General features: G+C 63.5%; 22 protein-coding genes. 15 read left to right on the forward strand and 7 right to left on the reverse strand.

Annotated elements, in window-relative coordinates; genetic code table 11:
* From FR943_RS06040 to FR943_RS06050, 3 genes are all read right to left on the reverse strand, one after another.
* The coding region (locus FR943_RS06040; RefSeq protein ID WP_217155452.1) for a glycosyltransferase family 39 protein at positions 1 to 1,061 on the reverse strand (1,061 nt) is incomplete at its 3' end.
* A gap of 83 nt (positions 1,062 to 1,144) precedes the next feature.
* Positions 1,145 to 2,389, reverse strand: coding sequence for a bifunctional glycosyltransferase family 2/GtrA family protein (locus FR943_RS06045; RefSeq protein WP_217155453.1), 1,245 nt, complete (start codon positions 2,387 to 2,389; stop codon positions 1,145 to 1,147).
* A 206-nt stretch (positions 2,390 to 2,595) separates the two neighbouring features.
* Positions 2,596 to 3,381 carry a TetR/AcrR family transcriptional regulator gene (locus tag FR943_RS06050; protein ID WP_308170478.1) on the reverse strand — a complete coding sequence of 262 codons (786 nt, stop codon included), beginning with the start codon at positions 3,379 to 3,381 and terminating at the stop codon, positions 2,596 to 2,598.
* Here FR943_RS06050 and FR943_RS06055 point away from each other — a divergent pair.
* From FR943_RS06055 to FR943_RS06065, 3 genes are read left to right on the forward strand one after another with little or no spacing between them, the layout of a single operon-like run.
* Complete coding sequence (locus FR943_RS06055) at positions 3,328 to 4,689, forward strand: cytochrome P450 (protein ID WP_217155454.1); 1,362 nt, start codon at positions 3,328 to 3,330, stop codon at positions 4,687 to 4,689. The genes FR943_RS06050 and FR943_RS06055 overlap by 54 nt on opposite strands.
* Before the next feature lie 50 nt (positions 4,690 to 4,739).
* Positions 4,740 to 6,011, forward strand: coding sequence for a cytochrome P450 (locus FR943_RS06060; protein ID WP_217155455.1), 1,272 nt, complete (start codon positions 4,740 to 4,742; stop codon positions 6,009 to 6,011).
* The gene (locus tag FR943_RS06065) at positions 6,011 to 6,826 is read left to right on the forward strand and encodes a mycofactocin-coupled SDR family oxidoreductase (protein ID WP_218045358.1); all 816 of its coding nucleotides are present in this window, start codon (positions 6,011 to 6,013) and stop codon (positions 6,824 to 6,826) included. The genes FR943_RS06060 and FR943_RS06065 overlap by 1 nt, the downstream gene beginning before the upstream one ends.
* Positions 6,827 to 7,212: 386 nt before the next feature.
* Here FR943_RS06065 and pip read toward each other — a convergent pair whose 3' ends face one another.
* Together pip and FR943_RS06075 are read right to left on the reverse strand one after the other, a co-directional pair.
* A complete protein-coding gene (gene pip, locus FR943_RS06070; protein ID WP_217155457.1) occupies positions 7,213 to 8,184 on the reverse strand; it encodes a prolyl aminopeptidase in 972 nt (323 codons plus the stop codon).
* Positions 8,181 to 8,585, reverse strand: a complete 405-nt coding sequence (locus tag FR943_RS06075) for a hypothetical protein (protein WP_217155458.1) — start codon at positions 8,583 to 8,585, stop codon at positions 8,181 to 8,183. The genes pip and FR943_RS06075 overlap by 4 nt, the downstream gene beginning before the upstream one ends.
* A gap of 272 nt (positions 8,586 to 8,857) precedes the next feature.
* Here FR943_RS06075 and FR943_RS06080 point away from each other — a divergent pair, with 272 nt between their 5' ends.
* The 6 genes from FR943_RS06080 to FR943_RS06105 all read left to right on the forward strand — a co-directional run bounded on the left by FR943_RS06080 (position 8,858) and on the right by FR943_RS06105 (position 15,246).
* On the forward strand, positions 8,858 to 9,457 hold the full coding sequence (locus FR943_RS06080; protein WP_217155459.1) for a TetR/AcrR family transcriptional regulator: 600 nt from the start codon (positions 8,858 to 8,860) through the stop codon (positions 9,455 to 9,457).
* A gap of 409 nt (positions 9,458 to 9,866) precedes the next feature.
* The gene (locus FR943_RS06085; protein ID WP_217155460.1) at positions 9,867 to 11,066 is read left to right on the forward strand and encodes a cytochrome P450; all 1,200 of its coding nucleotides are present in this window, start codon (positions 9,867 to 9,869) and stop codon (positions 11,064 to 11,066) included.
* Between the two features lie 130 nt (positions 11,067 to 11,196).
* Positions 11,197 to 12,096, forward strand: a complete 900-nt coding sequence (locus FR943_RS06090) for an acyl-CoA dehydrogenase family protein (protein ID WP_217155461.1) — start codon at positions 11,197 to 11,199, stop codon at positions 12,094 to 12,096.
* A 2-nt stretch (positions 12,097 to 12,098) separates the two neighbouring features.
* Positions 12,099 to 13,262 (forward strand): acyl-CoA dehydrogenase family protein, encoded by a 1,164-nt coding sequence (locus FR943_RS06095; RefSeq protein ID WP_246584884.1) that lies wholly within the window; start codon positions 12,099 to 12,101, stop codon positions 13,260 to 13,262.
* Between the two features lie 5 nt (positions 13,263 to 13,267).
* Entirely contained in the window at positions 13,268 to 13,663 is a 396-nt protein-coding gene (locus FR943_RS06100) for a nuclear transport factor 2 family protein (RefSeq protein WP_217155463.1), read from the forward strand.
* 29 nt (positions 13,664 to 13,692) lie between these two features.
* Positions 13,693 to 15,246: a class I adenylate-forming enzyme family protein gene (locus tag FR943_RS06105; protein ID WP_217155464.1), complete on the forward strand. Its 1,554-nt coding sequence runs from the start codon at positions 13,693 to 13,695 to the stop codon at positions 15,244 to 15,246.
* A gap of 19 nt (positions 15,247 to 15,265) precedes the next feature.
* On the opposite strand, the gene FR943_RS06110 is transcribed toward FR943_RS06105, so the two are convergent.
* Both FR943_RS06110 and FR943_RS06115 read right to left on the reverse strand, forming a co-directional pair.
* Entirely contained in the window at positions 15,266 to 16,006 is a 741-nt protein-coding gene (locus FR943_RS06110; protein ID WP_217155465.1) for an SDR family oxidoreductase, read from the reverse strand.
* 6 nt (positions 16,007 to 16,012) lie between these two features.
* Positions 16,013 to 16,540: a TetR/AcrR family transcriptional regulator gene (locus FR943_RS06115; protein WP_217155466.1), complete on the reverse strand. Its 528-nt coding sequence runs from the start codon at positions 16,538 to 16,540 to the stop codon at positions 16,013 to 16,015.
* Positions 16,541 to 16,628: 88 nt separating this feature from the next.
* Between FR943_RS06115 and FR943_RS06120 the strand changes: the two genes are divergently transcribed.
* From FR943_RS06120 to FR943_RS06145, 6 genes are read left to right on the forward strand one after another with little or no spacing between them, the layout of a single operon-like run.
* Positions 16,629 to 17,912 carry a cytochrome P450 gene (locus FR943_RS06120; protein WP_217155467.1) on the forward strand — a complete coding sequence of 428 codons (1,284 nt, stop codon included), beginning with the start codon at positions 16,629 to 16,631 and terminating at the stop codon, positions 17,910 to 17,912.
* Complete coding sequence (locus FR943_RS06125; RefSeq protein ID WP_217155468.1) at positions 17,909 to 18,409, forward strand: nuclear transport factor 2 family protein; 501 nt, start codon at positions 17,909 to 17,911, stop codon at positions 18,407 to 18,409. The genes FR943_RS06120 and FR943_RS06125 overlap by 4 nt, the downstream gene beginning before the upstream one ends.
* A gap of 40 nt (positions 18,410 to 18,449) precedes the next feature.
* Positions 18,450 to 19,190, forward strand: a complete 741-nt coding sequence (locus tag FR943_RS06130) for a hypothetical protein (RefSeq protein ID WP_217155469.1) — start codon at positions 18,450 to 18,452, stop codon at positions 19,188 to 19,190.
* Complete coding sequence (locus tag FR943_RS06135) at positions 19,187 to 19,801, forward strand: cytochrome c oxidase subunit 3 (RefSeq protein WP_217155470.1); 615 nt, start codon at positions 19,187 to 19,189, stop codon at positions 19,799 to 19,801. Before FR943_RS06130 ends, FR943_RS06135 begins: the two co-directional genes overlap by 4 nt.
* Positions 19,802 to 19,803: 2 nt before the next feature.
* Positions 19,804 to 20,073 (forward strand): cytochrome C oxidase subunit IV family protein, encoded by a 270-nt coding sequence (locus tag FR943_RS06140; protein WP_217155471.1) that lies wholly within the window; start codon positions 19,804 to 19,806, stop codon positions 20,071 to 20,073.
* A complete protein-coding gene (locus FR943_RS06145; RefSeq protein WP_217155472.1) occupies positions 20,070 to 20,240 on the forward strand; it encodes an SDR family NAD(P)-dependent oxidoreductase in 171 nt (56 codons plus the stop codon). The genes FR943_RS06140 and FR943_RS06145 overlap by 4 nt, the downstream gene beginning before the upstream one ends.
* Positions 20,241 to 20,242: the final 2 nt, after the last annotated feature.

Genomic DNA, 20,242 nt, shown 5'->3' on the forward strand with positions numbered 1-20,242 from the left:
GTGCCGACCAGCCATCCGCCCCAGACCAGGAACTGGGCGCGCTGGGCGTCGGTGCGCGGCCTGCGTCCGCAGACGATCAGTCCGACGACGAGCAGGATCAGTGCGGCGGGAAGCAGCCATGAGATCTGCCCGCCGGATTCGCCGGTGAACATCCGGGCGATGCCGGCCTGCCCGAACGGATGGAAACCGCCGGGCATCTCGGGTGGCGCTCCTCCAGGGAAGTTGGTGTCGCCGCCCTTCAGCCGGCCGAGCCCGTTGTAGCCGAACGTGAGGTCGAGAAAGCTGTTGTTCTCGGAGCCGCCGATGTAGGGGCGGCTGTCTTTCGGCCACACCTCGACCAGCAGCACCCACCAGCCCGCTGTGGCGATCATCGCGGCCAGACCGGCCAGCAGTTGCAGCACGCGGGTGCGCATCCGGGGCGGGCCCGCGATCAGGTATGTCAGCGCCAGCCCTGGCAATACCAACAGCACCTGCAATTGCTTGGTGAGAAAGCCCAGGCCGATCAGCGCGCCGCACAAGACAATCCACCGGGTCCGGCCATCGTCCACGGCACGCAGCAGGGCCCAGACAGCACCGACCATCAGGAAAACCAGCAGCGCGTCGGGGTTGTTGAAGCGGAACATCAAGGTGGCGACGGGCGTCAGTGCCAGGGCTGCCCCGGCGATCAGGCCGGCGGCCGGGCCGAAGTGTCTCTTGACGATCACGTACAGCAGGGCGACGGAGGCCACGCCGAGCAGCACCTGCGGCAACAGGATGGACCAGGTGTTCACGCCGAAGATGCGAGCCGAGATCTCCATCGGCCACAGTGCGGCCGGCGGTTTGTCGACGGTGATCGCGTTGGCGGCATCCGAGGAACCGAACAGAAACGCTTTCCAGCTCTTCGTCCCCGCCTGCACGGCTGCCGAATAGAAGGCGTTGGCCCAGCCGTTGCGGCCCAGTCCGATGCACCAGAACGCCGCGGTGGCGATCAACAACAATGCCAGACCGGGTCGCGCCCATCGCGGATCGACGGGTCTGTCCGGGGCGAGCGCCACAGTGCTCGGGTCGGTGGTGACGGCCATCAAGTGGTCCTCTCAATAGTGGTTTGTGGAGCGTTGGCCGTGTCCGTGACGGTTGACGCTCCACAAATCGCTGCGTAGGTGGGTCAGTCGCGGTTCGGGTGGAAGACCCAGCCGCGCAGCAGCGTGAAGCGTAGTGCTGTGGCGGTGAGGTTGGCGGTGATCAGCACCGCGAGTTCCAGCCAGTGCGGGGTCGGAGCGATGAGTCCGTTGACCGCTGCCAGCGATCCGCTGGTCAGCGCGAGGGCCAGCCCGAAAACCGCGAGCCCCTCGGCGTGATGGCGTGCCGCGCCGGCACTGCCGTGGACCCCGAAGGTGAAGCGACGGTTGGCGGCGGTGTTGGCGATCGCGGTGACCAGGAGTGCGACCAGGTTCGCGGCCTGCGCTCCGACGGAGGTGTGTAGGACGCTGAAGATGAGCAGATAGGCCAGGGTCGAGGCGATGCCGACCACGCCGAACCGCACCAGTTGGCGCAGCAGGTTTCGGGGCGCGGCGGCCCGGCTCGAGCCGAGCTGCGCGCTGATCTCGCGCACCGGAATCGCACCGGTGGCAAAGCCCTTCAGCAGTCGCGCGATGCCCTTGAGGTCCGCGGTGGCGGTCGCGACGATGTCGACCCGGCTGTCTGGGTCGTCGACCCAGTCGACGGGGACCTCGTGGATCCGCAGCCCGGAGCGCTCGGCCAGGACCAGCATCTCGGTGTCGAAGAACCATCCGGTGTCCACCACGTGAGGCAGCAGCCGTGCCGCCACGTCGGCTCGGACTGCCTTGAATCCGCATTGGGCGTCAGAGAATTTCGCGGCCAGGGTAGACCGCAGAATGAGGTTGTAGCAGCGCGAGATCACCTCGCGCTTGGGGCCGCGCACCACGCGCGATCCGCGGGCCAGCCGGGTGCCGATGGCTAGATCGGAGTGGCCTGAGATCAGTGGTGCCAGAAGCGGTTGCAGCGCGGCCAAGTCGGTGGACAGGTCGACGTCCATGTAGGCCAGCACCGGCGCGTCCGAGGTCGACCACACCGTGTGCAATGCCCGCCCGCGGCCCTTCTGCTCCAGGCGGACAACGCGGACGCCGTCGAGTTCGTCGGCCAGCTGCGCGGCGATCCGCGGAGTGTCGTCGATGCTGGCGTTGTCGGCAATGGTGATGCGTGCGGTATAGGGCAGCGACTCGGCCAGGTAGCGGTGCAGGCGGCGCACCGAGCCAGCCAGTGTGGCCTGCTCGTTGTAGACCGGAACCACCACGTCGACCACCGGGACACCACGCTCACGGGCCACCGCGACCGCGTCGGGACGAACCGACACCGCAGAGTGAGGAGCGTCAACCATCAACTGAGTCATGGTTAAAGCATCGGCCCCAGGCATGAGGTGGACATTGGTGGTAACTATGCAAAACCTATGAGAGCTGAAATCGAGTCGCCAGTCCCCAGCGCCACGTCATCGGATCTGGACCACTTTTGTCCAGACGGGAGGAAATGCGATTCGATTGACCGAGCGGCGTTGGTGCAGTTTCGGCTCATTCGAGCCGGCAGTTGAGTAGCACTTCATCAGGCTGCTTCGATGATTGATCCGTAGGTGGCCAGTCGTAGTTGGGCGAGGAGTTGGCTGTCGTCTGTGGCGGGGACGAGGTAGTGGCAGATTCCAATGCGGACGGCGGCGGTGGTGGCGACGTCCGGTTCGGAGACCGCACCTTCGAATGCGGGCCGGAACAATGCGAACATCGTCGGCAGTGCGCGGGACATTTGCGTCAACACCTGGTGCGGTTCCATGTCGACCATGCGGCGTAGCCGTCGCGATTGATGAATGTCGACCATGACACCGAGCGCAGCATCTAGCCGCTGTTTGCCAACCAGTCCGACGGTCGCCGCTGTGATCTCGTCGCTCAGGAGCTCCAGCTCGTGCGTGTTGAAAGCGTCGAGGAGCTCGTCTTTCGAAGCGAAGAACGTGTAAAGCGTGGGCCGCGAAACACCGGCCTGTGCTGCAACGTCGGACAGGTTGAGCTTGCTGTGCCCGCAGCGCCCCAACACCGTGGCGGTGGCCTCGAGAATCCGTGTCCGGGTGGCGGCCCGCCCCTCACTGGTCGTCCGGCCCATGGCTTTACCTTCTTTACACTTGGTGTATTGACTGTTAATTTTACCGCAAGAGGCGAGACGCCGGGCAGCGACGCGCTCAGTGTGTCGATGGAGGCAGATCGCGGGAAGGTTCTTGCGGGTGAGCATCGAACGATTGCTGTTGCAGCTCAACAACATCCAGGTGGATTCCGAGAGCGGTACCTTGCGATGAGCGCGGAACTCGACCGTTTTGCCTCGCGGCACTTCCACTTCGACCGCCACAGCGCCGATTATCGGGAGCGCTTCAGCGAGGTCACACACCAGATGCACCGGACGTGCCCGCTCGCATGGACCGACACTTACGACGGGCACTGGGTGGCCGCCGGCGGCGAGCAGGTGTTTGAACTCGCCCGGTGTCCGCATGTGTCCAATGACCACGATGTGAACAATGAACGCCGTGGCTATAAGGGTATTTCGATTCCCTTGCTGGTCGAGGCGACAAATTTTCGTGGCGGAATGCTGGAGATGGACGATCCCGAGCACCACCACTACCGCTCCGTGCTGAATCCCTACCTGTCACCCGCGGCGGTCAAGCGGTGGGTGCCCTTTGTCGATGAGATCGTGCGTGCCTGCGTCGATGACCACATCGAGACCGGGCGTATCGATTTCGTCGACGATCTGGCCAATGTGGTGCCTGCCGTGTTGACGCTGGCCATGCTGGGTGTGCCGCTGGACAAGTGGACGATGTACAACGAACCGGCGCACGCGTCGGTGTACACACCGCCGGATTCGCCCGACGCGGCGCGTGTGCGTGAGTTGTACATGGAGATGGGTGTCGATCTGTACACCAACCTCGTCGAGATCCGCGACAATCCGCGACCGGGCATCATCGACGCGCTGGCCCGGCTGCGGATAGAGGGCGAGCCACCCCCGGATGTCGAGTTGATCGGCATGCTGAACCTGTTGATCGGTGGTGGTTTCGACACCACGACGGCATTGACGGCGCACGCACTGGAGTGGCTGGCTCAGCATCCTGACGAGCGTACGAATTTGAGCCGACACCGCGACACCTTGCTCAACTCGGCCATCGAAGAATTCCTGCGGTTCTTCACTCCGGCGCCCGGCGATGCCCGGACGATCTCCACCGACATGGCACTGAACGGCACGACACTCATGGAAGGTGAGCGGGTATGGCTGTCATGGGCGATGGCCAATCGCGATCCTGCTTTGTTCTCTGATCCCGATGAAGTCGTTCTCGATCGGAAAGGTAACCGCCATTTCAGCTTTGGGCTCGGAGTGCATCGCTGCATCGGATCCAACGTCGCACGCACGGTGTTCAAATCTATGCTCACCGCGGTGCTGGACCGGATGCCGGACTACGCATGCATACCCGAGGAGACGGTGCACTACGACAGCATCGGCGTCATCCAAGGCATGCGTCACCTACCCGCGACCTTCACGCCCGCCACGCGTCGCGGACCCGGCGTTGCCGAGACGGTGGCCAGATTGCAAGACATCTGCGCCGCACAGGGTTTGGCGCGGCCCATCACCGAACTGAAGACCCCTGCGCAGATCACCTATGAACTGTGAAGCCCTTGTCCGGGCAGTTGGCGCGAGAGATCAAATAACAAGGGAATGGCATGACCGACAACATTGACTTCTTCACGGACCCGTCCGTCGTTGAGAACCCCTACCCGTATTTCGAGCAGGTGCGCGGGCAGTGCCCGGCGTTCCGTGAGCCACACCACGGCGTGGTGATCGTCACCGGGTACGACGATGTGCTCGCGGTGTATCGTGACACCGATTCGTTCTCGTCGGTCAATGCCGCAGTGGGACCGTTCCCTCCGCTTCCCTTTCAGCCCGAAGGCGACGACATTTCGGCGCAGATCGAAGCCCATCGACACGAATTTCCCTGGGGTGCAGAGAATATCGTCTGTTTCGATCCGCCACAGCACACCGCGCACCGCGAATTGCTCAACGGGCTGTTCACTCCCAAACGGCTCAAAGAGAACGAAGACTTCATGTGGGGTCTGGCCGACCAGATCCTGGATGAGTTTCTCGCCGACGGCAGCTGCGATTTCGTCGCAGCCTATGGCCGGCCGTTTCCGCTCCTGGTCATCGCTGACCTTCTCGGTGTGCCCGCTTCGGATCACCCGATGTTCCGCCAGTGGTTTGGTGCGGATATGGGTTCGCGGGTGGGGGCGGACGGTGACATCGTGATCAATCCGTCGGCCGAACTCGACCGATGGTTCACCACCTACATCGAGGACCGCCGCCGAGAACCCCGGCCAGACCTGCTCACCGAACTGGCGTGCGCAACATTCGCAGACGGCTCGACGCCGAGCATCAAGGAGATCGTCAACCTCGCCACGTCGGTGTTCTTCGCCGGACACGAGACGACTGTGCGTCTGTTGGCCGCGTCGATACAACTGCTCGCCGAGCAGCCCGAACTGCAGGCAACGTTGCGGGCTCACCGCGAGCAGATCCCGGTATTCGTCGAAGAGATGCTGCGCCTGGAGAGTCCGATCAAGAGCCACTTCAGGTTGACCCGGGTCGCCACCACCATCGGCGGGACAACGGTTGCCCCCGGTACCACCGTGATGCTGCTGCCCGGCGCCGCCAATCGCGATCCCGCACATTTCGAATGCCCGGCGCAGTTCCGGCCCGACCGACCCAACGTTCGCCAGCACCTGGCCTTCGGGCGTGGCGTGCACAGCTGTCCGGGTGGACCGCTGACTCGCATCGAAGCCCGGGTCAGTCTGGAGCGAATTCTGGACCGTATGACCGACTTTCGGATCTCGGAAGCACACCATGGACCGGCCGGTGCCCGTCGCTACGCATATTCACCGGACTACATTCTGCGTGGACTGACCGAGTTGCACGTGGACTTCACCACAGAGAGGTCGTTGTGATGCAACGTCAGCTGACCGGCAAAGTCGCCTTCATCACCGGTGCCGCGCGGGGACAGGGACGCGCGCATGCGGTGAAACTGGCATCTGAAGGTGCCGACATCATCGCGGTCGACCTGTGCGACCAGATTGCGTCCGTGCCCTATCCGATGGCCACCGCTGACGACCTCGCTGCGACAGTCAAACTCGTCGAGGACCTCGGCGCCCGGATCGTCGCCACGCAGGGCGACATCCGTGACCAGGCGTCGCTGTCGGCTGCACTCGATACCGGGGTGAGTCGGTTCGGTCGTCTGGACATCGTGGTCGCCAATGCCGGGATCGCACCGATGCAAGCGGGTGCCGACGGTTGGCGGGACGTGATCGACGTCAACCTCACCGGCACGCACAACACCGTTGAGGCGGCGATCCCCACGATGGTCGAGCAGGGCGACGGCGGTTCGATCGTGTTGATCAGCTCAGTTGCCGGACTGGCAGGCATCGGCACACCCAACGCAGGTTCGATCGGCTACACCGCCGCCAAACACGGCGTGGTCGGGTTGATGCGCGTCTACGCCAACCTGCTCGCCCAGCACAGTATCCGGGTGAACTCGATACACCCCAACGGCGTCGACACACCGATGATCAACAACGAGTTCATCCGCAACTGGCTCACCGAGATGGCCGCGGACACGCCCGTAGACATGGGCAATGCGCTACCGGTGGACGTGGCACAACCCGAAGACATCGCCGAAGCAGTGGCCTGGTTGGTATCGGACGCCGCGCGTTATGTCACCGGTATCACGGTGCCCGTGGACGCCGGATATCTCAACAAGCGCTAGTCTCGCCTCGTCGAGTTCGTGGGCCTGGAACGCGATCACTGGCCGCCGGCATCAAAATGGAAGCGGCGAGCATGATGTCGGTCGTCTCGGCTCGCGGAGCGGCCGCGTCGATCAAGAAATTACAGGATGAACTTGATTGCTCGGCAGCTGACGATACCGGCGAGCTGATTCGAACGACTTGGGGGAGCGTCATCCAATCGGCCAGGCGCGTATCGATGTCGGCGTCGATGACAATGTCCGAATCGACCGTCACACCACTCCAATGAGTTCGCGTCCCCCGATTCGACCATGTCCCACTTGGAATTTTCCCGCGCCACCCCGGCGTTCAGAGCCGGCGACAGGCGTCGTGAATGCCCACCGCGTCTGTGTTGGAAAGGTGACCGTTCTCATGCTGCGATGTCGGCGAACTCGTCGAGCGCAGCGAGTGTGCGGACGCCCATTTCTCCGCCAGACTGATGCCCCATGCCGGCGACGACGTGCAATCGCGACGCCGGCCAACCCTGGTGTAGCTGCCACGCGATGTCGGGTGGACTGCTGACGTCGAGTCGGCCGTGGATGAGCGCCGCTGGGATGGCTGCGATGATGTCGACGTTGTCGAGGAGCTCAGATGGACCGCGCCACGCGGCGTGCCGCCAGTAGTGCGTAACCAGTCGTGCGAAGCACATTCGGTAACTGGGGTCGGTGTTTACCAGCCTCGGACGCGGTTGCGGACCGAGATTGACGTGCGCATCCTCCCATTCGCACCAGTCGAGCGCAGCTTGCCGCCGCACGTCGGGATCGGTGTCGCTGAGGAGTCGGGAGTATGCCTGCGCCAGGTTGCCGTCTCGGTCGGCGACAGGCACGCCGACACGGAATCGCGACCATTCTGCGGGAAAGAGCCGCCCAACGTCACGCGTAATCCATTGCACCTCACGCTCTGTGGTCGTAGTGACTGCGGTCAACACCAGCGCTGCGACGTTGTCGGGGTGCTGCTGGGCGTAGGCCAGCGCCAATGTCGTCCCCCACGACCACCCTGCCACCACCCAGCGACGCACCCCGAGATGCCGGCGCAACTGCTCGATGTCGGCGATCAAATGGTCGGTGGTGTTCGCGTTCAAACTCACCGCAGGATCACTGGCATGTGGAGTGCTGCGGCCGCAGCCACGCTGATCGAAAAGAATGACCCGGTATCTGGCCGGATCGAAGAATTGCCTCATCGCCGGTACACAGCCGGAACCAGGTCCGCCGTGAAGGACCAGCGCGGCAACTCCTTTCGGGTTCCCGGATACCTCCCAATACAGCTGGTTTCCCTCTCCGACAGCCAGCATGCCCGAGTCATGCGGCTCGGATGCTGTGTACAGGGTCGGTCCAGTCTTCACCGTTGCGACGCTATCGCAGCGGCGGCAGTCGGCCCGTTGTTGGTCAAGGCGGCAATGCCGAGACCGGCGAACAGTGCGGCGCCGCCTCCGGCGATGATCGCGCCGGTCGTCGGGAGGGTGCGGGCGCGGATGCCCCGGGCGGCGGCGATGACGTCGAGCACGTCGGTGAGCAGGCCCATCTGCAATGCGCGTTTCCGCAGTTCGGGTGACGTTTCGGTGATCGCCAGTGCGAGTGTCAGTTCACGGGACCCGAAGAGTTGGGTCGTGAACGGCTGGTCGCGTCCGGCATTGAGCCCGATGAGGCGTCCCGTCTTGTTCGGGGCCAACCAGGCTGCGACACCGGTGGCGAATCGCAGGGCGAAGAAGGTGCGGATAAGGGAGCTGCTCTGTGTCGACGTCATACGGACACTCTCTCGGACAGGCGGGCCTCACACCAGAGCTGTACTTGACTTTGTCCTACGGGCAAGGTTCATGCTCACGGCCGCTTCCATCGCTGCCGACCGTTGACAGCTAGAGTTACATCTTCTCCAGATATGTATCGTCGGAAGCGCCGCATACGAGTGGCGAACGTGGAGGCAACTTGGGCATAGTTCCAGATGAACTGAGCTTTCTATCGAAATCATCCACATGACGAGCAAGTGACACATGCCGGATTCTTTGCCATCATCACCTGATGGGTTCATCGACTGCGGTCGGCGGGGACGGTCGCGCGGCGACGGAAAATGACTCACGGCTGCGCATCTTGGTTGCCACCGCTGAGGTGCTTGAGCGGAGAGGCGTCACCAAGCTGAGCATGTCCGAGGTGGCAGTCCAGGCCGGGATATCTCGAATGACGCTGTACCGGTTCTTTCCGTCGAAAGAGCACTTGATCAACGAATATACGAACTGGGAGACCGACAGACTCGAGGCCGGTCTTGCGATGGCCACAGCTGGGCTCCGTGGTGTCGACCGCGTCGACGCGACCCTGAAATTCCTTGTCGACTACCAAACTTCGTACTCGGGCCTACGTATGATCGATATCGAGCCAGGCCACGTGATCGCAAGAATGTCGGCGCTGATGCCGACGTTGAAAAGTCGTCTGGCAGCAATTCTTTCGGGGGACGACGCCGAGCTTGCGGCTGGGGCGGTGATGCGGATCATTGTCTCGCACTATGTGGTGTCAGGCGATGATGCAGATGAATTCTTGGCGCAGTTGCGGCACGCTGCGGGTCTCCGACCGTCGGATGCACCCGTTCGGCGGTCTGGCCGTGTCTCTCGACCGAGATCTTCGTGATCCGGCACTGGACATAAATCGGCAATATGTCACAACTATCTGGCCGAAACGCTGCATGATCCGCGCGGGGTTGCCCGTCGGGGTCACGGCCGATTCGTGGGGCGCTGTGACACTTCACGGTGGGCGGATCTGGTCCTGATATACGTCTATGACATGGCTTGGGACGGCTATCTCAGCTCACCGGAGTGACTGCCTGTCGGGGTTGAGCTGCCGTTATCACTGTGTCAGAAGGTCTCGTGATCGTCGCCGGGGACCCACGATTCTGTCTTTACAAAAGTATGTAAAAGTGTCACAGTTGGTGTGAATCGGATCATATCTGGCGTGCGGCGGGTGGAACGTTGATGCCGGGCCTGTGAACGGCTGCCCACTGTCGGCCCGCAGTGGGCGATCATGTTGTGAGGGTGAGGCGATGACGACGGCAAGTGTGGTGTTCGACCCGTTTTCGGCGGAGTTCTTCGAAGATCCGTATGAGATGTATCGGCAGTTGCGTGACGAAGCGCCCGTGTACTACAGCGATCGGTACGATTTCTACGCTCTCAGTCGGCACAGCGACGTCGCGGCGGCGTTCAAGGATTTCGAGACATACTCGTCGGCACGGGGTGTGACGCTGGAGGAGATCCAGGGCGGCGAGGTTCAGCATGGGCAGTCCATCATCTGGATGGATCCGCCCGACCATCGTCGGATGCGCAGTTTGGTGAACAAGGTATTCACGCCGAGGGCGATTACTGCGCAGGAACCTGTTGTGCGCGAACGGATCGCCTACCATCTGTCCCGGGTCGACCCGAGTGGCTTCGATGTGGTCTCCGATTTCGCCGCGCTATTCCCGGTGGAGGTCATCACCAGCATGCTGGGAGTGCCCGAACAGCATCGTCAGCAGCTGCGGCTGTGGCTCGATGAGTTCCTGCAGCGTGCGCCCGGGCAGATCGATTCCGGCGGCAGTGACGCGATGATGAAGTCGGCAGCCTTCTATTACGACCTGGTTCAGCAGCGGCGTGCCGAACTTCGCGACGATATGATCAGCGGCCTCATCGCTGCCGAAGTGGAGCGCGAAGACGGTAGCCGCACGAGCTTGAGCGACGAGGAGATCGTTGGGTTCTGCATTCTGCTCGGTGGTGCCGGCGCGGAAACCGTCACCAAACTGATGGGCAGTGCGGTGGTGGCGTTTTCCCGGCATCGTGACCAGTGGGAGCAATTGCGGGCTGATCGGAGCAAAATCCCGGCCGCGGTGGAAGAGCTGTTGCGGTTCGACGGACCGGTCCAATACGACTGCCGTTACACCATGCGAGATGTGGCACTCCACAACACCGTTATTCCGGCCGGAAGCGCGGTGATGCTCCTGGGAGCCTCGGCCAATCGCGACGAGCGGGCCTTTACGGACGCCGATACGTTCAACATCAATAGGAACCGTGCCGAGGCTCAGAACCTCGGATTCGGCTATGGCATCCACAGCTGCCTGGGTGCTGCCCTCGCGCGCATGGAAAGCGCCATCACTCTTGACCATCTGCTCGATTTCATGCCCGAGTTCACCGTCGACTACGACGGATTGAAGCGCGTGAGCATGACCAGCGTCTCCGGCTATTCGAATGTGCCCGTGCGAGTGCAATCGTGAAATCCGGCAGTGGAGTTGCTCCGCATGCGGCGGGGGTGCGGGATCCGCGTGTTGAACCGATCGAGGTGTTTGTCGGTGGTAACCGGCGGCAATTCCCATTCGACTCCGACCTGACCCTGGTCGGCTAGCGGTGGCCGATCTCCGTTCCGCTGCACCTGAACTCGCGTTGTTGCGGTCGTCGGCGGGAGAGTCGCTGGCGCAGTTTTACTCAGCTTGGCCCGATGACCATTGGTCGGAATCGTGGATCGACAACTGGGAGGCGCTCGGAGCCCAGGGGCTGTGGTCGACACTCGAGCCGACCGACGGATCCCTGTCGGCCGCGGCAGTGGTGGCAGAAGAATGCGGCCGCGCACTCTATCCCGGCCCCGCTGTGGAAACGTTGGTGGGCTCCCACGTGGTGGGAGATACCTCAGCGCTGGTGGACAACACGGCCATGGTTGCGGTGCCTGCGGAGTTCCCGGTGGTAATTGTCGACGGACCGGAGTTCAGAACAGGCGCCGCAGCAGATATACAGTGGGAGCAGGCGCATTCGATCGACGTCAGTCGCCGATTCGTGCGGAGGCAGACCTCGCCGGTTCAGCGGCCGACCACAGCCGCGGTCGAGCGGGCCAGTGCGCTGCGTCGGGTGCTGTATTGTGCCGATACTCTCGGTTGTGTCGATCGCGTGCTACACCGAACTGTCGAATATGCCAGGCAGCGCTGCACTTTCGGCTCCCCAATCGGCAAGTACCAAGCGGTGGCACACCGGCTCGTCGATCACACCCTGACGCATCGTCAGATGCGATTGCTCATCGAAGATGCGGCGAAGGCATTCGACGATGGCGAGGCGGCTTTCTCCCACAAGGCCGCGGTCGCCGAGGCATTCATGTGGACGCGGGCTTCCGATCTCATCAGTGACTGCATTCAACTCTGCGGTGCGATCGGATTTACCTGGGAGTTCGGCCACCACTTCTTCTTGCGCCGCGTCTTCCAAAATGCGGCCGCAGGCGGTGGCCGGCCGCATCACCGACTGGCAGATGGTTACGCGTGACCATGCACACAGACGAGTTTCGTACGCGGGTACGCAATTTCATTGCCGCACAGGCGCCGACCGGACAATTCTACGACGGTGTCCGTGTGCCGCGCAGTCCGGACGCCGAGGGCGCACTACGCGGCTGGTACGCCTCGCTGTTCGATGCCGGACTGATCGGTGGATCGTGGCCCGCACAGTACGGTGGGCGCCCAGATCACTCGTTGCGACACGACGCGGTGGTGATGGAGGAGATCGTCCGGGCCCGAGCACCGCGGCCCATTGACCAGGTGCTGCTGGCCAGTCACCTGATCATCACATTCGGCACCGAGGCTCAACGCGAAAAGTATCTGCCGAGAATCCGCTCCGCCGAAGATATCTGGTGTCAACTGTTCAGCGAACCAGACGTCGGGAGCGACCTGGCCAGACTGTCCACCAAGGCCATTGAGCGACCCGATGGCACGTTCTGCGTCGATGGGCAGAAGGTGTGGTCCACCGACGCGCAGTGGTCGCAGATGGGTGTGCTGATCGCGCGCACTGACCGATCTGCGAAGCCACATGCCGGGTTGACGGTGTTCCTGCTCGACATGACCACCCCGGGTGTCGGCATCCGGCCCATCCGTGAGATGACCGGGTCTGACGAGTTCTGCGAGGTTCACCTCGACCAGGTGGTGATACCGCCGGAGCAGATCTTGGGTGAGCTCAACCAGGGCTGGGCGGTGGTCAACTCGGGCCTCGCATCTGAACGGGCGTACGTCGGTGCAAATTCGGTGCTGCTCGCGCAGCTGTTGGACGACATCGTCGAGCTCTCCGGCCACGTCGACTACCTCTCCGGCCCGGCAGCCGATGATCCGGTCGTGTCCGAGCAGCTGGCCGACTTCAAAGCTCGTGTTGCCGCCGTGCAGTGCCTTGCGGCCGACGTGGTCAGCCAGGTGATCGCCGGCACCGACCATCCGAGCGACGGATTGCTGGCCAAACTGGCCTACACCGAACTCAACGTCGCGCTGTGCTCCTACGCGATGACCATGATGGCCGGCGGCAGACTCCGTCCCTCCGGCCAACCGGTGGCGGCTCGTCTGGAGCACGCCATGTTGTGGTCGCGTGCGCTGACCATCTCTGGTGGGTCGTCGGAGATTGTCCGCAATCTGATTGCCACTCAGCTCCTCCAACTCCCCAGATCGTGGTGACCTGTATGTCCGAAGAAGCCGCTGCTGTCCGCGAATTGATTTCCGCCTACGCGCTGAGCCTTGACGCCGACGAGATAGAAAACTGTCTGAGCCTGTTCACCAGCGATGCGGAGTTCGAGGTGTACGGACGGGTTTTCACCGGTCCCGATGGGATCCGGGAGATGTTCACCAACGCACCCCGCGGTCTGCACATGACGGGCGCGTCGCAAATCGATGTCGACGGCGGTTTCGCCACCGCGCGATCCCAGATCCTGTTCGTCGAGGCGGGCACTTCCAATCTGCGGCCTGCGCTCTATGACGACGAACTCGTAAATGTGGGAGGACACTGGCGGTTCCGGCGACGCCGGTGCCAATTCATCACCGCCTCCGGGCTCAGTGCCCGTCCCCAGAACCCAGCGTGAGCGGCATCTGATTCGCCATGGGAGATTACGTGGATTTATCCGGTGCCCAGCCGATTCCGGCTGACCTGCGCAAAGGCTATGTCGAACACCAGTGGTGGAACGGGGAGTTGCTCCGCGACGGGGTCGAATCCCATGCGCTGCGCGATCCCACCCGACGCGCACTCAGTGATCAGGCCTCAAGTTGGACGTATCAGCAGACCGCGCAGGCTATCTCGCGAGTGATAGCTGTGCTGCGTCGTCGCGGCGTGGGCCACGGGTCCGCCGCGCTGGTCGTGGCACCGTTGAGTGCCGCGGCCGTCATCGCCTATCACGCGATCATCCGCAGCGGCGGTGTGGCCGTCATGCTCGATCGGCGCGCCGGTCGCAGTGAGGTCGCGCATGCCATCGCCACCGCCGGTGTGGGACTGATCGTCTCGACAGGTGAGCTGCTCACCCAACTGGAGTCGGAGCTGGGCGACGTCCCGCGCGCCAGTTTCGACGAGTTGTTGGCCGGCGACCGATCATGCACGGACTGGGTGGAACCTGACCCGGATCGGCCGTCGGTCGTATTGTTCACCTCGGGTACCACGAGTCGGCCCAAAGCGGTTGTACACAGCCTGAATACGGTGCGAGCGGCGGCCCGAAACCTGGCCGAGGCGGTCGCCGTCACGGACCGCGACGTGGCATTCCTGTCCTCGCCACTGGCCAGCGTCACCGGCATCGTGCAGATTCACCTGACTCTCGATCGCGGTGCCACGTTGCTTCTCGAGGAACGCTTCGACCGCGCCGGCTCGCTGCGTCGCATATGCGACGAGAGCGCCACTCTGATCGGTGGTGCACCGGTCATACTGGAAGAACTCCTGTCGGAAGCCGATGCGCAAGGCATCAGCGAACTGCCGCTGCGCAGTGTGCTCGTCGGCGGTTCTGTCATCCCGCGCGCCCTACTCGACGTCGCAGCAGAGCGGTACGGCATCACACCGGTGCGTATCTACGGCTCGTCGGAAGCTCCGTGCGCGGTGCTGACGTTGCCTTCGGACACCGGCCCGGATCGCGTCCGGGACGACGGTGCCTGCGCACCGGGGACCGAGTTGCGCGTCGATGGCCCGGGGGAGCTGCTGGTCCGAGGGCCCGTCCGATTTCTCGGCTATCTCGACGAGCAACACAACGAGGGAGCCTTCGCCGGTGACGGCTGGTTTCGCACCGGAGACCTCGGCCGAGTGGAGCATGGCCGGCTCACCGTGGCGGGCCGACTGACCGAAACAGCGTCGCGAAAAGGACTCAAGGTTTCACTGGCCGAGATCGACGAACGGGTCGCGGCGCTGCCGGGAATCCGCGAAGCGGCGGCCTTTGCACTTCCCGACACCGAGACCGGTGAGCGGGTCGCGGTAGCGGTGATCGCAGATGTTCCCGACGCGATGAGCCTTGAGCTCATCACGACACCACTTGTGGATGCCGGATTGGCGAAATGGAAGCTGCCCGAACAGATCGTGCTATGGGAGGGGCCGTTGCCGCGCACCGAGAGCGGGAAGGTCCAACGGCGCGTCATCGCCGAGCGGCACGCGCGTTGTGCCAACCTGTACGCCGACCGGGTTCGATGGCAGTAGTCGGCGAACTACACGTGAGTCAGAGATTGGCGGGAACGTAACTCGTCAAACCGCCGTCGACGACGAACTCGGCGCCGGTGGCATATGAGGATTCGTCGCTGACCAGGAATACGACAAAAGCCGACACCTCGGCCGGAGCGGCCCCACGGCGCATCGGAATGGGCGTCATGAACTCTTCGGTGACTCCGGCGCTCATCGGGGTGTGCACCAGCCCGGGATGCAATGAGTTGACCCGAATGTTGTGCGAAACCAGTTCCACTGCAGCAGATTTGGTGAGACCGCGCAGACCGAACTTGGCGGCCACGTAGGGGTGCAGGTGTGCGCTTCCGGCCAGCCCCTCCACCGAGGACACGTTGACGATCGACCCGCCGCCGGCAGCGATCATCGGATCCAGCGCCGACCGCATACCCAGGTAGGCGCCGGTCAGGTTGACGTCGAGAACGCGTTGCCAGTCTGCCAGCGGTGCCGTGCGCAGTGAACCCATCGTCACGATGCCGGCGTTGTTCACCAAGGCGTCCAGCCGGCCGAATCGGGCCATGCAGCCGGCCACAGCCGCATCCCACTGATCCGGCCGGGTGACGTCCAATGACACGTAATGGCATGTGTCGCCCAGTGTTTCGGCTGTCGCGTGGCCGGCTTCGTCCAGGACGTCCCCGATCACCACCGCCGCGCCCTCGGCGATCAGAGCCGCCGCGTGGGCCGCGCCCATGCCGCGGGCGCCGCCGCTGATGAGTACTGCCTTGCCGTCAACTCGTCCCACGGCGGGTCAGCGTACCCCGGCTGCGACGCGGAGTTGGGTGAGTAGCAGATGTTCGTCGCCACCGGGAACCAGATAGTGGCACACCGCGATCCGGACCAGTGCGGCGGCCACGGCCACTGGATCGTCGACCTGACCGGTGATCTCCCCTGCGATCAACTCGCTGAGCGCTGGTAGCGCCTTGCCCATCTGGGTCAGCACCACCGCGGGCTCGATCTCGATGAGGCCGCGCATCTGGTAGGAGCCGTAAAAGTCCACCAGAAACTGCAGCACCGCCTCCAATCGTTCTCGCCCGCTGCGGTCGCCGAGCGAGCGGGCGAGTTCCTCCCTCACCAGCTCGAGTTCGAACTGGCTGAACGCAGCCAGCAAATCTTCCTTGGAAGAGAACGACTTATAGAGCGTCGGACGCGAAATGCCGGCCTGCGCAGCAACATCAGACAGGTTGAATTTGCTGTAGCCGTGGCGACTCAGCACCTTGAAGGTGGCCTGCAGGATGCGCTGACGCGCCTGACTGGCGCCGTCGGCGGATTCGAGCATCGTTTACATCCTTTACACTAGGTGTCGCCAATGTTAACGTCCGTGCCATGGTTTTGGGGACCTTCGAATCAGCGCGGCGGGCAGCTTCATGACGGCGTACGACACAGTCGATTTCTTCTCTGATCTCGGACTTGCCGAGAATCCCTACCCGTACTATGAGCATCTTCGTGAGCAGGGACCGGTCTGCCCGGTCGCAAGCACGGGGATGGTGGCGGTCACCGGCTATGACGAGCTGGTGTCGGTCTACCGGGACAGCGACACGTTCTCGGCCATCAACTCGTCATCCGGTCCTTTTCCGCTGCCCTTCGAACCGGTCGGTGACGACATCTCCGATCTGATCGATGCGCATCGGGAGGAGTTCCCGATGAGTGAGCATCTGGTGTCGTTTGACCCGCCGACGCACACCGCACACCGGGCGCTGCTGAACGGGCTGTTCACGCCGAAGCGCCTGAAAGAGAACGAAGAGTTCATGTGGGACGTCGCCGATCGGTTGATCGACGAGTTCATCGCCGATGGCCACGCGGAGTTCGTCGGCGCATTTGGTCAGCCGTTTCCGCTGCTGGTCATCGCCGATCTGTTGGGCGTTCCCGAGGGTGACCACGACATGTTCCGTGCGCTGTTGGCCGGTACCGGTCCGACCCAGGACGAGCCGTGGGCCACGACGGCCGAGGACGGGTCGCTGGACCTCAACCCGCTGGCCTACCTGGACAAGTGGTTCACCACCTACATCAGCGATCGGCGGGAAACGCCGACGCCCGACATCCTCACCGAACTGGCGACGCAGCGCTTTCCGGACGGTGGGTTGCCGGACGTGATCGAAGTGGTGCGGGTCGCCACCTTCCTGTTCATCGCCGGTCACGAGACCACCGCACGGCTGTTGGCCAGTGCGCTACACGTGCTGGCCGAGAAGCCCGAGCTGCAGGAGCATCTGCGCTCGAACCGCCAGCTCATCCCCAACTTCGTCGAAGAAATGCTGCGCGTCGAGAGCCCGGTCAAGAGCGATTTCCGGCTCACCCGGAAGAACACCACGCTCGCCGGTGTGGACATCCCGGCGGGCACGAAGATCATGCTGCTGCCCGGTGCGGCGAATCGGGACCCGGCGCGCTTTGAGTGCCCGGCCGAGCTGCGGGTCGACCGGCCCAACGCGCGGCAGAACGTAGCCTTCGCCCGGGGTGCGCACAGCTGTCCGGGCGGTCCGCTGGCTCGGATCGAAGGACGGGTCACTGTCGACCGAATTCTGGACCGTATCAGCGATATTCGGCTCGATGAGGTGCATCACGGTCCTCCGGAGGACCGTCGATTCGAATACGTTCCGCTGTGGATCTTGCGGGGATTGAGCGAACTGCACATCGACTTCGCGGCGCGATCGTGACCGAAAGTTCGGCTTGGCGGTCATTCGCCGACAAGGCGGAGCTGGCGGAGGTGATCGCGGTGTTGTCGGCAGCCGTCGACCGCGCCGACGGACCGGCGATCATCGACTGCTACACAGAAGACTCCTTCGACGATCACGGCTCGTTCAAGGGAACGGGCCGCGAGTTTGCCGAGATGATCTGTGCGACATCCGAATCCGTCACTGAAATGACAATGCACCACCTTTTGGGTCAGTCGGTGTTCGACGTGGACGGAGACCAGGCATGGGGTGAGACCTTCTTCGTCATGCACTCGGTGATCGGCGGTCAAACGGGCAGTGGCTTCGGTCGTTACATCGACTATTTCCGTCGCGTCGACGGGCGGTGGAAGGTTGCCTACCGGCGCGTGGTGCCCGATGCGTCGATCCCCGGCGACGACCTCAGTGCCTACTGGCAATCGAGCCGCGACCGCACCGATCCACGCTACGACCGGCTTACCGCGCCACCCGTAGATCAGTGAGCAGGACGATCAGCCCGTCGACGACGAAGTGGAGGGCCAAATGTTGATCGCGTTGCGCAGCCAGAAGGTGCTGCTGTGGTGGACGTTCATCGGGGGCGGGATCTACGGCAGCGTCCACTTCTTCCTGCTGCGCATGTTCCCGCCACCGTCGGCGCAGTGGACAACGGACCAGATCGCGCAGTTCTACACCGACCACAGCACACAGGTTCTGATCGGCGCGGTGGTGATGAGCTGGACGGCCCCCTTCGTCCTGCCGCTGACCATCGTGCTGGCGATGCAGATGCTGCGCCACGAGCCGGCCAGGGCGCCGGTCTGGACGTCCGTGGGCGCCGCCGGGGGCGCGCTGATGTCGATCTTCATGGTGCTGCCCCCGATCATCTGGGGTGCTGCGGCTTTCAAACCGGACCGGGCGGCCGAGGTGACGGCCGCCCTGCACGAGCTGGGTCTGCTCGTCTTCATCACGACAACCCAGTACTTCATTTTCTTGTGGGTCGCGTTGGCGGTGATCTGCCTGGTGCCCAATACCGTTGTGCACTCACCGTTTCCCCGGTGGTTCGGCTACCTCACCGTGTGGTCGGCGCTGGGAACCGAAGCGGGCGCCGTCGCCTTTCTGACCCGTACCGGGCCGTTCGCCTGGAACGGACTGCTGGCGTTCTGGTTGCCGACGATCGTCCTTGGCGTGTGGTTCACGGTGGTCGCGAGGCTGCTTCTCAACGCCATCGACGCCCAGATCGACGACGAGCAGCGTTCGCTCACCACGACTGCGGCGGCGACGGTATGAAGCCACTTCTCGACGCCGCCGCCGACACGAACGTCGACTGCGCCCCAGAGGCGGCCCCCCACGTGCCCGGTGAGCCGGGGCTGTGGATTCTGTTGTTCGGCGACCTGGTGATCTTCACCGTCCTGTTCGTCGTGTACCTGAGTCGCCGGGCCGAGGATCCCGAACTGTTCGCCAGCTCGCAAGATCACTTGAACCGGACGTTTGGCGTCGTCAACACCCTGATCCTGTTGACCAGCTCCCTGCTCATCGTCCTTGCGACGAAAGCACTGCGCGACGACCGGCTTCGTACGTTGGCAACCCCGCTGACGGTCGGCGGCGCACTGATCGGTGCTTGCTTCGTGGTGGTCAAGGTCTTCGAGTACCAGCAGAAGTTCGCTGCCGGGATCGGCCCGAGCACCAACGAGTTCTTCATGTACTACTTCGTGCTCACCGGTCTGCATCTGGCCCACGTGATCATCGGCCTGGCGATGCTGGCCGTGTTGGCTCGGTTGGCGTCCAAACCGGATCCGACGCCGATGCGGATCGGGTTCTTCGAGGGCGGCGCTTGTTTCTGGCACCTGGTCGACCTGTTGTGGATCATCATCTTCCCGCTCGTATTCCTGGTGAGGTGACCATGACGACTCTGTTACGCAGCAATACCACGCTCGTCTGGGCGGTGCTGGTGGCGCTCACCGTCTCGTCCTGGACCGCGGGCACACACGGTTCCCCCGGTACGCACATGGCCCTCAGCCTGGTGATCATCGCCATCGCGGTCTTCAAGGCCCGGTTGGTCGGCCTCTACTTCATGGAGTTGCGGGAGGCGCCTCGGTGGCTGCGCGCCGGATTCGAGGGATACTGCGCGGTCGTGTTCGTCCTGTTGGCTTCGATGTTCGTGCTGCTATGACCTCCCCGGACAAAGCTCCCGACCTGTCGGCGGCCGCGGCCGTGGTCACGGGCGGAGCCAGCGGTATCGGGTTCGCGCTGGCGAACGCCTATGGACGCCGAGGCGCCACGGTGGTGATCGTCGACCGCGACGAGCTGGCCGAACTGGCGCGCGCCGCAGGAGGCTGAGG

Origin of the sequence: [Mycobacterium] fortunisiensis (assembly GCF_019050325.1) — a bacterium.
GTDB classification, from domain to species: Bacteria; Actinomycetota; Actinomycetes; order Mycobacteriales; family Mycobacteriaceae; genus Mycobacterium; species Mycobacterium fortunisiensis.

Coding starts and splice junctions, on each gene's coding strand:
- FR943_RS06045 (WP_217155453.1), bottom strand. CDS start 2,389: ATGACTCAGTTGATGGTTGACGCTCCTCACTCTGCGGTGTCGGTTCGT.
- FR943_RS06055 (WP_217155454.1), top strand. CDS start 3,328: ATGAGCGCGGAACTCGACCGTTTTGCCTCGCGGCACTTCCACTTCGAC.
- FR943_RS06060 (WP_217155455.1), top strand. CDS start 4,740: ATGACCGACAACATTGACTTCTTCACGGACCCGTCCGTCGTTGAGAAC.
- FR943_RS06065 (WP_218045358.1), top strand. CDS start 6,011: ATGCAACGTCAGCTGACCGGCAAAGTCGCCTTCATCACCGGTGCCGCG.
- FR943_RS06075 (WP_217155458.1), bottom strand. CDS start 8,585: ATGACGTCGACACAGAGCAGCTCCCTTATCCGCACCTTCTTCGCCCTG.
- FR943_RS06080 (WP_217155459.1), top strand. CDS start 8,858: ATGGGTTCATCGACTGCGGTCGGCGGGGACGGTCGCGCGGCGACGGAA.
- FR943_RS06085 (WP_217155460.1), top strand. CDS start 9,867: ATGACGACGGCAAGTGTGGTGTTCGACCCGTTTTCGGCGGAGTTCTTC.
- FR943_RS06095 (WP_246584884.1), top strand. CDS start 12,099: ATGCACACAGACGAGTTTCGTACGCGGGTACGCAATTTCATTGCCGCA.
- FR943_RS06100 (WP_217155463.1), top strand. CDS start 13,268: ATGTCCGAAGAAGCCGCTGCTGTCCGCGAATTGATTTCCGCCTACGCG.
- FR943_RS06115 (WP_217155466.1), bottom strand. CDS start 16,540: ATGCTCGAATCCGCCGACGGCGCCAGTCAGGCGCGTCAGCGCATCCTG.
- FR943_RS06120 (WP_217155467.1), top strand. CDS start 16,629: ATGACGGCGTACGACACAGTCGATTTCTTCTCTGATCTCGGACTTGCC.
- FR943_RS06130 (WP_217155469.1), top strand. CDS start 18,450: ATGTTGATCGCGTTGCGCAGCCAGAAGGTGCTGCTGTGGTGGACGTTC.
- FR943_RS06135 (WP_217155470.1), top strand. CDS start 19,187: ATGAAGCCACTTCTCGACGCCGCCGCCGACACGAACGTCGACTGCGCC.
- FR943_RS06140 (WP_217155471.1), top strand. CDS start 19,804: ATGACGACTCTGTTACGCAGCAATACCACGCTCGTCTGGGCGGTGCTG.
- FR943_RS06145 (WP_217155472.1), top strand. CDS start 20,070: ATGACCTCCCCGGACAAAGCTCCCGACCTGTCGGCGGCCGCGGCCGTG.